The organism is Shewanella sp. 10N.286.51.B8 (assembly GCF_041469325.1).
Taxonomy (GTDB): Bacteria; Pseudomonadota; Gammaproteobacteria; order Enterobacterales; family Shewanellaceae; genus Shewanella.
Genome location: NZ_JBFRKG010000002.1, coordinates 16,720 through 30,398 on the forward strand (window position 1 = coordinate 16,720; position 13,679 = coordinate 30,398).

Sequence of the window (13,679 nt, forward strand, 5' to 3'; positions counted from 1 at the left end):
AACAATGATTAGTGTATTTGATATGTTCAAAATCGGTATTGGGCCTTCAAGCTCCCATACTGTTGGCCCGATGAAAGCGGGTAAATTATTTATGCAGCACTTAAGCGATCAAGGCTTGCTGGCACAAACTGACGAACTACAATCGCAACTGTTTGGCTCTTTAGGCCAAACAGGTAAAGGCCATGGAACTGGTAAAGCGGTCATTTTGGGCTTAATGGGTGAAGATCCTGATACCGTAGATACCGATGCGATTGATGCCATACTGGAAAAAGTTTCAGCCGAACAAACCCTTAAAATTGCCGATGGCCGCCTAGTCAAGTTCACTCGAGACAACGGTATTACCTATCATCGCCGTAAAAGCCTGCCTGCCCATGCCAACGCCATGACCCTATATGCGTTTAGCAAAGGTGAATGCATTTATGAGCGCACATATTACTCAGTCGGCGGCGGATTTATTCTAGATGAAGATGAAATTACCCAGCGTGATGCCTCGCCTGCGACCCCGATAAAATCCGCCCCTTATGATTTTAATTCTGCCGCGCAGTTACTGGATTTGTGTTGTGAAAATGGTTTAAGTATTTCTTCACTCATGATGTCAAATGAGCTAAGTATTGCCAGCGAAGAGGACGTTAAACAAGGCTTGTGGAATATCTGGCAAACCATGAAAACCTGTATTGAACGTGGTTACCAAAAAGAAGGCATGTTACCCGGAGGTTTAAAGCTGCGCCGCCGCGCGCCAGCTTTATATCGCCGTTTGCAAGCAGAAGGCCGTAATAACAATGACCCATTAACCGCCATGGACTGGGTTGATTTATTCGCATTATCTGTCAATGAGCAAAACGCCGCTGGCGATCGGGTCGTCACTGCACCAACCAATGGCGCTGCTGGCATTATTCCGGCAGTATTATGCTACTACCACACCTTCGTTCAAGAAGTTGATGAGGAAGTCTGTTGCCGCTTCTTATTAACCGCAGCCGCTATTGGTATTTTGTATAAGAAGAACGCCTCTATCTCGGGAGCTGAAGTAGGCTGTCAGGGTGAAGTGGGCGTGGCTTGCTCAATGGCAGCAGGTGCACTCACTGAAATAATGGGCGGCACTGTCGAACATGTGGAGAATGCAGCTGAAATTGGTATGGAACATAACTTAGGTTTAACTTGCGACCCTGTTGGCGGCTTAGTACAAGTGCCTTGTATTGAACGTAATGCCATGGGCGCAGTAAAAGCCATCAACGCTTCACGTATGGCATTGCGCGGCGATGGCAACCATAAAGTCACCCTAGACAAAGTCATCAAAACTATGATGGATACCGGTAAAGATATGCGCAGCAAATACAAAGAAACCGCCAAAGGTGGTTTAGCAGTAAATATTGTTGAGTGTTAAGCGCTTAATCTTAATCACTAAAGGTTAACTCAATCTCATATCTTGGTCTTTAATCTGTTCATAGATTAAAGACGTGATTTAAAAGAGGCTGCCAAGCCTCTTTTTTGTGGCTATTACAAGAACCAAGTGAAAACGGTGGATTTCAAACCATTGTTGCCGTCAAGAAAGTCACAGCCGAACATGAACGTTAACAAGGGGTGGTAGTACACATCATCATAAATAATCCAAAAACAAAAAGTCCGTTGGTGGTTAGCCAACGGACTTTTTGTTTGTGAAACGTGATGATATTTAATATAAATGCCATTCATATTTCACTATCTGGCAAGCTATTAATTTTACACAACTGATGCGGGCAGTAAATGTAATGAATCAATATCTTCAATCAATTTGTAAGCCATTAGTGGGGAGGCTAACAACTCAAATTGATTACGCTTCTTTAGCATCAGCTGGCATTTCTTTAGCTTCAGCTTCAGCTACTTCAGGAAGTGCAGCAAGAAAAAGTGCACTAGCAAATAAATTTTTGAATGCTGTCATGTCATATTCCTTCAATTTAAACGGTTAACTGGTTTCTATGGAATAGACTATATTCTTAGGCTATAAATAAGTAAAATGACAAAAAATTACTTATTGGATTCCATATTGGCATGAACATATCAATTAAAAACTTACAATGTTTTTTAACTGTGATTGAGGTTGGTCACTTTACCCTCGCCGCTGAGCAACTTTATATGACGCAGCCGACCTTGAGTAAAACCATTAAAAAAATGGAACAAACCCTTGATCAGACATTGTTGATCCGTAACAACCAAAAAGTGGAAGTCACTGAAGCGGGTTTATTGCTGGCTAAAAGCGCTCAGCAAATCGTTGGTCAGTGGAATCGAATGTATGAAGATATGAATGCATTAACCGGTTTAAGAATTGGTCGTCTGCGCTTAGGTTTAAGCCCTATGACTGGCGGGATGTTTATTAATATGCTGGCATCTTTTACTCGCACTTATCCCGGCATTGATGTCAATGTGTTGGAGGTTGGCGGCGTTGCGGTCGAAAAAGCCCTACTCAATGACAGTTTAGATATTGGCGTAACCGCTTTGCCATGCAGTAACACTGACGAATTTAATATCTTACAGCTGCAAAGTTACCCACTCAATGTATGCGTGCATGTTGAGCATGAACTGGCAAATCACAGCTGTATTCATTGGCAAGATCTCACCGGACTGCCTTTTGTGCAATACAACGACCAATTCTCTATCGGTAAAGTGATCAGTCAAAGTTGCCAAGATGCCGGTTTCAAGCTCAATGTGGTGTCTCAAACTGGGCAGTGGGAATTTATGGCGGCAATGGCCAAGGCCAAAATGGCTTTTGCCATCTTACCGGCACCGATTTGTAAGCGAGTTACCTCAAAAAAATTAATTTTTATTCCCTTAGCTGAACAGGTCGCTTGGGAGTTAGCCTTTATTTGGCGTAAAAATTTACCCTTAACCGCTGCGGCCGCGGCTTTTATTGCTCAAGCAAAACCATCTTATAAAGAAGATAGTTAACTTGCTCTGTAAATCATCGCACTAATAAGGGTCATGACGCTAAGTAAGGTTAACTTTGCAGCTTAAATTCGCCAGCTATACTTATTAGGTTATTTGAATTTAAGCTGAGTACACCCTATGGGCTCTGAATATGAAAAAGGTAAGATCGAAAAAAGCATTTTTGTTCGCTTTGCAGCAGCTGCAGGGCTAAATTTTCAATCGGTTGAAAAACAGTCCCCTGAAGAAGGAAAGCCTGATTTAAAATGCATGACCGATGGCAAGGTTATTTACTTTGAATTAACTGAGGCTTGCTCTGAAGATGTGGCCAAAGCCATCTCGCACCCTAAAAGCATTAATTGCAATGACTTAAGCGCAGAAAAAAGCACAGACAAAAGCACTGCCACATCAAGCAGTACAACTAATTACCCTAGCGACACAGACATTAAAGATTACACCTCTGAAACCTATAAAAAGAAGATCAATAAACGCTACTCGGTATCAGAGCCCATTGATTTACTGATTTATAATGTCGGCAGAACCTTACTTACCGATGATGTATTAGTTAACAATGTCAAAGCCTTAGCCAAAGATAATAAAGGCCCTTTTCGAAAGGTGTGGTATTTTGGCGAACATGTCACTGAGCTATAGTACTTAATTTTAGTACTGAGTATTAGTACTGAGTATTAGTACTGAGTATTAGTACTGAGTATTAGTACTGCGTTTTGTTTTTGTGCAGTAACATGCTCAGGATTGATGACCGTAGTCACTCATATACTATGATGACTCGTCCGGTCGATTTAGCCCTAATCAATAAGGGCAAGATGAACACAAACAGTGTTAATCATGCCCGTAATAAATCATTGCTTTAATTAAGTCATTATTAATTAGACTTTAGCTACTTAAGCCTTATTTATACCTTAGTTTTCCAAACGCTTTCAATAAACAGTTAAAACGCTTCATAGGCATTGGCGGCGATAGGCTTGACTGCCTTCATCGCTGATACTCAATACTGCACTAGCATCTTTGATAATACAGCGACCATCCTCTACTTTGACCGTTATATTGGTGCCATTATATTCAAAGGCTTTAACGCTACATTGCTCAAAATTTAATGCATCGGTTACGGTTTGACTACCATGATCCCAGTTAGAAAACAGTGTATTACCTTCACTCCAAAAAGTATTTTCAGCTTCAATGCTAAAATCACATGCTTGAAACCTTAAGGCATATATTGCCCCTGTCACACCTGCGCCGCCGCCCATGTTGACAGTAATAGTGCCCTGCTCTCTATTAGTATCAACCAATGACATTGAGCGGCTAAAACGTTCCTCTGAAGCTAAAGATAAATCAAAGCCGCCCTCGGTTTCATTAATGCGGCTATAAGATTTAACGCTTTTATCGGGGTTTAAATACAATACATAGCCCACCCCTGCGCCATATTGATTCGCGCCAGTGATTAAATCGGCCACGCCATCACCATTTAAATCACCAGCTGCCACTAAGGCATGGCCAAAGTGTCCACCAGCAGTGCCATTAGGGTTTGAATCTAAGGGAATGGTTTCATCAAAGCCTGCTAGACCTGGAGCAATTTTCAGTTTATCTACAACTTCATAAGTGTCGCTATCAAGAGACAAAACCCAAATAGCACCCATACCACTGTCTGACTCAAATGCACCGACTGCGAGCTCTTGAGTACCATTATTATCAAGATCCCCAAGCAACGCTGACTCTCGACCGCCAAAACTATCATTGGCAGTTAACCCATCACCAAAGCCACCCTTATTACTGCCTATGGTGACGATATCATCATCAATAACCTCTGCATTTTCATCAAAAAATAACAGTTGAATGCTGCCACCATCAACACTACTGGGTTGGGCGGCCACTAAATCGATTTTACCGTCTTCATTTATATCCCCAATAGCGCTCAGACCTTGAGCCACAATACCGCCATTTTTAACCATGGATTTGACTGTGCCATCGCGATTAAGGTGCAGAATGTACACAGCCGGTATACTGGCTGCGGGCGCCGATACGGCAATATCGGGAATAGTATCGCCGTTGTAATCACCAATGCCAGCAACGCCATAACCAAAAAAATCGCCCTCATCTAGGCTATCTGAAAACCGGCCTTGCACCATGGAGATTTTTTGATTTGCCTTGACGGTACCGTCTTGATTCATAAATAAAATATACACAGCACCGGCATCCGTTGCGCCGTCATCATCCGAGCGAGCACCGACGACCAAATCATCAATACCATCACCATTAATATCACCGGCATTGTCATGATCGCGGCCAAAACGATCGCCACTGTCCAAATCTGCTAAAAAACCAGACTCACCTTCGGCAATACGAACAACCTCACTTGGGCCAAATGCTACAAAGTCGCCTAAACTGGGTTCAGTGGGAGTGGTCTGCGGCGGTGTGCTGGTTGGTGGATTGACTATCTCGTCTGTGGGTAAGCCAGTACTATCATCTGAACCGCCGCAAGCTTGCAGCGCCAGTGTTATTGTTACGAGAAGTGTGAATAAGTTTGGTCGCGATTTATTGTAATCCATCAGTATTCCCTATTGCTGAAGTTGTTATTGTTAATTTGGATATCTCGAGGCTGTTTAGGTCGCTATCAAAATGTGACCTTGCGCACTTTTATAATGATTTTTTAATCAACACATTGTTTTTAAATCATCATATATGAAAAGCTAGCCAAACTACGTCAAGACAAGTTAAAGAAATGTAAAGCGGGTAGTCGCGATAAAATAAAGGTGTCAGCGGATTTGACCACAAGGCGGATTCTGAAGAGATAAAATAGCTAACGTTAAATAATCACCTTGAATTATACCTCTTTGGGGCTAACTCAAAAATTGAGTTCTTAGATATTGATGACGTCAGTTAGGCAGTAAAAAGAGCCTTGGGGGGCTTATCAAAAGCCATAAAATACTTGAGCAGCAAACAATCACAACAGACAATTTAACTTCTTTAACACAAAATTACAGAATAATCGCATTGTAACCATGCTAAAAAATGAGATCTTCATCACTATAAGTAATACCCGCTACAATTACAGCTCACACTTTGAGCTAGAGTATTAAACAATGTTCATCTAGATGATCTCGATCAAAAAGCAACATCCCTAAATGCAGTTTATTGTAGCCACTTTAGCAAAAGCGAATAATGGGTTTACGCTTTCGTTAACAAAGTCACTTAAACTAGTAAAAATCTAAAATATTATAATATGCACTCCAATAGAGGTACGCATGACCATATTACAACTGCTCGCAAGTCTGACACCAATCATCAGTGTCATGGTGTTTTTAGTTTTATTACGTATGCCCGCATCGAAAGCGATGCCGATATCTATGGTAGCTACCGGCTTAGCTGCTTTATTTATTTGGCAAATGGATACCACTTTAATCGCCGCCTCAGTGGTAGAGGGACTGTTATCCGCACTCACTCCTCTCACCATCATTTTTGGTGCTGTATTTTTACTTAACACCCTTAAATATTCTGGTGCAATGGATACTATCCGCGCTGGTTTTACCAATATTAGTGCTGATGCTCGTGTTCAGGTCATTATTATCTGTTGGTTGTTTGGCTCATTCATTGAAGGCTCAGCTGGTTTTGGTACCCCTGCAGCGATTGGTGCGCCACTATTAGTGTTACTGGGTGTTCCGCCGATTGCATCTGCCGTTGTGGCATTGATCGCTGACTCAACCTCTGTGTCATTTGGTGCTATTGGTTTGCCTGTGCTATTTGGTATCGAGCAAGGATTAACTGAAGGCGGCGTGAACATGGCTGCTGTTCAAATCGCCCAACATGGCGGTAATTTTGCTGACTACGCTCAGTATATTGCAATGCACATGATCACCATTGACTTAATCACTGGTAGTTTATTGCCTTTGGTCATGGTGTGCGTACTAACCGGGTTCTTTGGTAGAAACAAGTCTTTCCTTGAAGGTCTTCAAGTTTGGAAGTTCGCTATTTTTGCCGGCCTAGCATTCACTATACCCGCTTGGTTAATTAACTATTTTGCAGGTCCTGAATTCCCATCAGTGATTGGTGCATTAGTCGGCATGGCTGTGGTTATTCCTGTAGCTAAAAAAGGTTGGTTACTGCCATCAACACCTTGGCATGATTTTGCTGAATCTGACTTTGATAATGCCGCGGTAACAGAGCAGTCTGCTACCCCTGCTAAATTCAGCCAAATGGCAGCATGGTCTCCTTACCTCATCATGGCTGCGTTATTGGTCTTGTCACGTGTTGTTGAACCATTCAAAGCCTTCTTAAACAGCTTCAATATCAGCTGGACTGGCTTACTCGGTACTGAATTAAAAGCAGGTTTTGCGACCTTCTATGCCCCTGGTATTTTCTTTATCGTGGTATGTTTAATTGGTTTTGTATTATTCAAAATGAATAGCAAATCTATTAAGCAATCATTCACCACATCTTGTTCTTCAATGCTGCCTACGATTATTTCTTTAGGTGCTTCAGTACCTATGGTGAAAATTTTCCTTAACTCAGGTGAAAACAGCGCAAACTTAGCATCAATGCCTGTAGCACTAGCTGACTTACTGGCTAACACTATGGGCGCGGTATGGGCATGGACAGCACCGGTTGTGGGTATCTTCGGTTCGTTCTTATCTGGCTCTGCCACTTTCTCTAATATGATGTTCTCTGGACTACAATATTCTGTTGCAGACAACATTGGAATGAACCATGCGCTAGTTTTAGCACTCCAAGGTATTGGCGCTAACGCAGGTAACATGATGTGTGTCATGAATGTTGTTGCTGCTGCTACTGTTGTTGGCATGGCAGGTCGCGAATCAGAAATCATTCGTAAGACCATGCCTATCGCACTAGTTTATGCCTTTGTTGCTGGTACTATCGCAGTCGCTTGGGGCGGTTTCTAAGATTGAATTAATTGCAAGCAATCATCAGGTTGCTTGCTCTCATTGTAGATAACAAAATATGAGTACAAAATATGACTATTAATTATCAAACAGTCATGGATGAGTTATTGGTTAAGTTAGGCAAAGATGCCGTTAGTAACGACCCTGTACGTCGTTTCGCTTGGTCAACAGATGCAAGTTATTTCAGAATTGTCCCTGAAATTGTTGTTCATGCAGATGACGTCGAGCAAGTTAAAGCCACGCTAGAAATTGCCAATAAACATCAAGTCCCTGTGACTTATCGCGCTGCTGGTACCAGTTTATCAGGCCAAGCCATTGGTGAAGGTATTTTGCTTATCTTAGGTCATGATGGCTTCAGAAAAATTGAAATCACTGAAGACAGCCAAAAAATCACTTTAGGCTCAGCAGTTATCGGCTCTGATGCTAACGCAGCCTTAAAGCCATTAAACAAGAAAATCGGCCCAGATCCAGCAACCTTAACCTCTGCCAAAATTGGCGGTATTGTCGCTAACAATGCCTCGGGTATGTGCTGTGGTACTGCGCAGAACTCTTATCAGACCATTGCATCAGCTAAGTTAATCTTTGCCGATGGTACTGAACTTGATACTGGCTGTGATCAGTCTAAAGCCGCATTTAAAGCAACACATGGTGAGTTACTGCAGTCGTTAATGGACTTAGCAGAAATGACGCAAAATAACCCTACCCTTGCGGCGCGAATTAAGAAAAAGTTCTCTATCAAAAATACCACGGGTTACAGTATCAATGCGTTAATTGACTATAGCGACCCATTTGACATCATTAACCACTTGATTGTGGGCTCAGAAGGCACACTGGCTTTCGTTAATGAAGTGACCTACCACACTGTGGAAGAAGCGAAATTTAAAGCTTCTGCCATGGCAGTATTTTTCAGTATGGAAGATGCCGCTAGCGCCGTACCACCATTAAACATTGATGCGGTAGCAGCAGTAGAATTACTTGACTGGGCATCGATTAAAGCCGTAACAGGTAAACCTGGCATGCCAGAGTGGTTGTCACATTTGCCTGAAGGTTCGGCGATTTTACTTATCGAATGTCGCGCAAATGACTCAGAAACCTTAGCGCAATACACTGAAACAGTAACCGCTAAAATAGCTCATATTAAAACTGAGCGCCCAATTACCTTCAGTGCCGACCCTGCGGTATTTAGTAAATACTGGGCAATGCGCTCGGGGTTATTCCCAATTATTGGCGGCGCGCGCCCAAAAGGTACTTCAGTTATCATTGAAGATGTGGCATTTGAATTACCACACCTTGCACAAGCTGCGGCTGATTTAACCGCACTATTCCATAAGCACGGCTACCCTGAAGGGGTTATTTACGGCCATGCATTGGCAGGTAACTTCCACTTTATTATCACCCCAACTTTTGCCAGCGACGCTGATATCAAGCGCTTCCATGCCTTTATGGAAGATGTGGCTGAAATGGTGATTAATAAGTACGATGGCTCAATGAAAGCTGAGCATGGTACCGGCCGTGCTGTCGCGCCATTTGTAGAAATGGAATGGGGTGCTGATGCTTATACGTTAATGAAACAAATTAAGCATATTTTCGACCCAACCACGTTATTGAACCCAGGTGTGTTATTAAACGATGACGCCGAAGTTCATGTTAAAAATATTAAACCTTGCCCAGTTGTGGATGACTTTGTCGATCGTTGTATTGAGTGTGGTTTTTGTGAAAAAACCTGCCCAACTTCAGCGCTAAACTTTTCCCCTCGTCAACGTATCGCAACCTTGCGTGAAATTGAGCGTTTAGAGCAATCGGGTGAAAAAGAAGCCGCCGAAGCAATGCGCGTCAGCTCAAAGTATGACGTGATTGATACTTGTGCAGCTTGTCAGCTTTGTACTATTGCTTGTCCAGTTGACAACAGCATGGGTAATTTGGTGCGTAAATTGCGTACTCCGCACATTACTACGACAGAGCAAAAAGTACTCGACTTTCAAGCTAATCACTTTGGTTTAGTTAACCAAGCGATCAGTACAGGCTTTGACGCCTTAGGTGTTATTCATAAAATCACTGGTGATGGTGTCACCAACTCAATTATGAATGTCGGCCGTATGATCACTAAAGAAGTGCCATATTGGAATCCTGACTTTCCTAAGGGCGGCAAAGTCGCTAAACCATCGGCTCATATTCCTGGTCAGCAGACGGTATTGTACTTCCCTGCATGTGGCGGTCGTACTTTTGGCCCGACACCAAAAGACCCTAACAAGGTAACGCTGCCAGAAGTAGTTGTGACTTTGCTAGAACGTGCAGGCTACAACGTGATCACCCCAGACAATACTCGTGAGCTGTGTTGTGGACAATTGTGGGAGTCAAAAGGTGATTTCAAAAATGCGGATGCTAAGCGTGATGAACTGATTGATACCCTGAGTGAGCTAAGCGAAAACGGTAAAGTCCCTGTGCTTGTTGACGCATTGTCTTGTACTTATCGCACTCTAACCGGTAATCCTAAAGTAGCGATTACAGATTTAGTTGAGTTCATGCACGACAATATTTTGCCGAACATTAAACCAAGTATCACCAAGAAATCTAGCGTGGCCCTGCACCAAGGTTGTAGTGCCCGCAAGATGAAACTTGAGCCAAAACTTCAAGCCATTGCTGATGCCTGTTCTGAAACAGTGGTATTGCCAGATGGTATTGCTTGTTGTGGTTATGCCGGTGAAAAAGGTCTTTATAAACCAGAAATTAATGCCAGCGCCCTGCGTAATATTAAAAAGCTGATCCCAGCTGAAACCAAAGAAGGTTACTACGCTAACAGAACCTGTGAAGTGGGCTTGACCCAGCACAGTGGCATTTCGTATCGCCATTTAGCATACCTACTGGAAGAATGTACTCGCTAGGCATTTAAGCTAAGCAAGTATAAAAAGCACTGAAGTTGATATTATCAATTCAGTGCTTTTTTTTGTGCCAATTAAAACGACCTCCTCGATTGATTTAGATGATTTATCGCGCAAATTATGTTTGTATGAATGGGCAAAAAACCTTTTATGGATAGCATTAAAGATTAAGACTCGAGGCGAGTGAATGAAAAATATTATCTGCGACATTGATGGCGTTTTACTGCACGACAACAAGCTCATACCAGGAAGTGACAAGTTTATTCATCGGGTACTTGAACAAGGCAACCCACTGGTTATTCTCACCAATTACCCTGTGCAAACCGGAAAAGACTTACAAAATCGCCTTGGCGCTGCAGGCATTAACGTTCCTGAAACCTGTTTTTATACCTCAGCCATGGCCACCGCTGACTTTTTAAAGCATCAACAAGGCAGTAAAGCCTATGTGATTGGTGAAGGCGCCCTCACCCATGAACTTTACAATGCAGGCTTTACCATCACAGATATTAATCCTGATTTTGTAATTGTCGGTGAAACCCGTTCATTTAACTGGGACATGATCCATAAAGCATCAAAATTTATAGCTGCAGGAGCGCGTTTTATTGCCACCAATCCTGATACTCACGGGCCAGCTTATAGTCCTGCATGCGGCGCATTATGCTCACCCATTGAGCGTATCACTGGCAAAATGCCTTTTTATGTGGGCAAACCCAGTTCGTGGATTATTCGCTCAGCACTTAATCACATAAAAGGTCATTCAGATAACACCATCATTATTGGCGATAACATGCGCACGGATATTTTAGCTGGATTTCAAGCGGGACTAGAAACCATCTTGGTTACCAGTGGCGTTAGTCAATTTACCGACATTGATAAAGAGCCATTTAGACCTAACCATGTGTTCAAATGCGCAGGCGATATTGATGTGGTTTAAGCCATTATTTCCTGTTGATTAACATTAGGTAACATAATTTCAAGCCTATGCTCTTGTGTGATGCATAGGCTTGATTCATTATGCGGCTACAATAATCTTTATTGCCTTTATGCCGCTGTAGTTTTGTCTGAAATATCGTCTACAAATATAGCCTGTAAACCTGCAATAACACATAAACACGATAACAATAGGAATAAGACCTATGAAGAAAATACTCCCCTTATGCGCACTTACCCTTTTAAGCGCCTGCAGCCAACAAAGTACTGATACCAATCAAAGTTTACAAAGTCAGCAATTAGCAGCAGAAACCAGCACCATCACTTTTGATGAAGCGCGTTTTAGACAAGATATTAAAACCTTATCCTCAGATGAATTTGAAGGCCGAGCGCCAACAACTCACGGCGAAAAATTAACCTTAGATTACCTAACAGCAGCTTTTGAAGAAATGGGCTTACAAGGGGCTTATCAAGGCAGTTATCTACAACCAGTGCCCATGGTCAGTTACACCGCCAGTGAGCAACAAGCGGTCAGTTTAGCCGGCATTGAGCTTAAATATCGCAAAGACATCGTCCTAAGCACCCGCCATGATAAAGGCGGAGTCAATATTAGCAATGCCCCATTAGTGTTTGTTGGCTACGGTATTAACGCTCCAGAATACCAATGGAATGATTATGACGGTCTTGATATGACGGGTAAAATTGCCGTTATATTAGTTAATGATCCAGGCTTTGCTAACCCAGAATCGAAAAAGTTTAACGGTAAAGCAATGACCTACTACGGTCGCTGGACATACAAGTACGAAGAAGCCAGCCGCCAAGGCGCCTTAGGCGCTATCATCATTCACGATACTGCACCTGCGGCATATCCATGGTCAGTTGTTGAAAATAGCTGGACAGGTCCACAGCAAGACTTGGTATTCAGTAAAGCGGTACAAGATGAGCGCATTGCGGTTGAAGGTTGGATAACCATGGACAGCGCTACTGCCTTATTCAAAAAATCAGGCTTTGAGCTTGATACTTTAATGGCCAGAGCCGCTAACAGCGCCATAAACATCGATCTTAAGCAAAGCGCAGATATCGCCTTTAGCAGCAAGGCAGAGTATGCCGACAGTTACAATGTTGTGGCCACCTTACCAGGTAGCGATGCCGCAGATGAACATGTGTTATTTACAGCTCACTGGGATCACCTTGGGGTTGACCCAACTAAAGACGGCGACAATATTTACAATGGCGCACTTGATAATGCCACTGGCACCGCGGGTATTATGGAAATTGCCCGCCAGTTTGCCAAACAGGCAAAAGCAGGAAACCCCTTACAACGTTCAGTTACCTTTATTGCCACCACAGGTGAAGAGCAAGGCTTATTAGGTTCACGCTATTATGCCGCGAACCCTATCTATCCTATTGATAAATCGGTGGCGGTATTTAATTTAGACAGCACCAATGTTTATGGTAAAACCCAAGATTACACCATAGTGGGTAAAGGCCAATCTGAACTTGAACGCTATTTAACAGAAATAGCGACATCGCAAAATAGAACGGTCACCCGTGAACGCAATCCTGCATCAGGTGGTTTTTTCCGCTCAGATCATTTCAGTTTTGCAAAACTCGGTGTCCCAGCTGTATTTGCCGGTGGTGGTAGTGTGCCGTTAGATGAGCAAACTGCCCAATACAAACAGCAAATGCAAAAGTTAATGAAAGGCTGCTACCACAACGTCTGTGATCATTACCGTGAAGAGTGGGACTTATCAGGCGCGCTGCAAGATATTAGCGTGTACTACCAAGCGGCAGAAACATTAGCCAACAGCCAAGATTGGCCTGGTTACTATGAAGCTTCTGAGTTTAATCGCCTTCGACCAGCGAAAACTGAGTCAATAACCAACTAGGGCCAAATAAATTTTCGTGAACTTGGCGCTTAATTTGAGCATGCCAATAAAAAGATAAAATCAGCAATGCCGTTTTGTGTTAATCATAAAGCGGCATTTTTGTACAAATAACACCCAAAATAACAATGTTTTTATTGGTTTTTTATTTATTAATTTTGATTCCATAATCATAA

8 protein-coding genes are annotated in these 13,679 nt (G+C 42.7%); 7 read left to right on the top strand and 1 reads right to left on the bottom strand.

Features of this window, described 5'->3' with window-relative positions; all coding sequences use genetic code 11:
* The first annotated feature begins 4 nt into the window (after window positions 1-4).
* The 3 genes from AB4160_RS00550 to AB4160_RS00560 all read left to right on the top strand — a co-directional run bounded on the left by AB4160_RS00550 (window position 5) and on the right by AB4160_RS00560 (window position 3,546).
* On the top strand, window positions 5-1,381 hold the full coding sequence (locus tag AB4160_RS00550; protein ID WP_102477137.1) for an L-serine ammonia-lyase: 1,377 nt from the start codon (window positions 5-7) through the stop codon (window positions 1,379-1,381).
* 644 nt (window positions 1,382-2,025) lie between these two features.
* Entirely contained in the window at window positions 2,026-2,919 is an 894-nt protein-coding gene (locus tag AB4160_RS00555) for a LysR family transcriptional regulator (protein ID WP_102436851.1), read from the top strand.
* Between the two features lie 117 nt (window positions 2,920-3,036).
* A complete protein-coding gene (locus tag AB4160_RS00560) occupies window positions 3,037-3,546 on the top strand; it encodes a hypothetical protein (RefSeq protein WP_102436849.1) in 510 nt (169 codons plus the stop codon).
* Window positions 3,547-3,854: 308 nt separating this feature from the next.
* Here the strand turns inward: AB4160_RS00560 and AB4160_RS00565 are convergent, their stop codons facing one another.
* Complete coding sequence (locus tag AB4160_RS00565) at window positions 3,855-5,459, bottom strand: hypothetical protein (protein ID WP_372003197.1); 1,605 nt, start codon at window positions 5,457-5,459, stop codon at window positions 3,855-3,857.
* A gap of 696 nt (window positions 5,460-6,155) precedes the next feature.
* On the opposite strand from AB4160_RS00565, the gene AB4160_RS00570 reads away from it, so the two are divergent.
* From AB4160_RS00570 to AB4160_RS00585, 4 genes are all read left to right on the top strand, one after another.
* Window positions 6,156-7,808 (top strand): L-lactate permease, encoded by a 1,653-nt coding sequence (locus AB4160_RS00570; protein ID WP_372003199.1) that lies wholly within the window; start codon window positions 6,156-6,158, stop codon window positions 7,806-7,808.
* A gap of 71 nt (window positions 7,809-7,879) precedes the next feature.
* Window positions 7,880-10,690 carry an FAD-binding and (Fe-S)-binding domain-containing protein gene (locus AB4160_RS00575; protein ID WP_372003202.1) on the top strand — a complete coding sequence of 937 codons (2,811 nt, stop codon included), beginning with the start codon at window positions 7,880-7,882 and terminating at the stop codon, window positions 10,688-10,690.
* 184 nt (window positions 10,691-10,874) lie between these two features.
* Complete coding sequence (locus tag AB4160_RS00580) at window positions 10,875-11,621, top strand: HAD-IIA family hydrolase (RefSeq protein WP_102436842.1); 747 nt, start codon at window positions 10,875-10,877, stop codon at window positions 11,619-11,621.
* 202 nt (window positions 11,622-11,823) lie between these two features.
* A complete protein-coding gene (locus AB4160_RS00585; protein ID WP_102436840.1) occupies window positions 11,824-13,506 on the top strand; it encodes a M28 family metallopeptidase in 1,683 nt (560 codons plus the stop codon).
* The last annotated feature ends 173 nt before the right edge of the window (window positions 13,507-13,679 follow it).

Coding starts and splice junctions, on each gene's coding strand:
- AB4160_RS00550 (WP_102477137.1), top strand. CDS start 5: ATGATTAGTGTATTTGATATGTTCAAAATCGGTATTGGGCCTTCAAGC.
- AB4160_RS00555 (WP_102436851.1), top strand. CDS start 2,026: ATGAACATATCAATTAAAAACTTACAATGTTTTTTAACTGTGATTGAG.
- AB4160_RS00560 (WP_102436849.1), top strand. CDS start 3,037: ATGGGCTCTGAATATGAAAAAGGTAAGATCGAAAAAAGCATTTTTGTT.
- AB4160_RS00565 (WP_372003197.1), bottom strand. CDS start 5,459: ATGGATTACAATAAATCGCGACCAAACTTATTCACACTTCTCGTAACA.
- AB4160_RS00570 (WP_372003199.1), top strand. CDS start 6,156: ATGACCATATTACAACTGCTCGCAAGTCTGACACCAATCATCAGTGTC.
- AB4160_RS00575 (WP_372003202.1), top strand. CDS start 7,880: ATGACTATTAATTATCAAACAGTCATGGATGAGTTATTGGTTAAGTTA.
- AB4160_RS00580 (WP_102436842.1), top strand. CDS start 10,875: ATGAAAAATATTATCTGCGACATTGATGGCGTTTTACTGCACGACAAC.
- AB4160_RS00585 (WP_102436840.1), top strand. CDS start 11,824: ATGAAGAAAATACTCCCCTTATGCGCACTTACCCTTTTAAGCGCCTGC.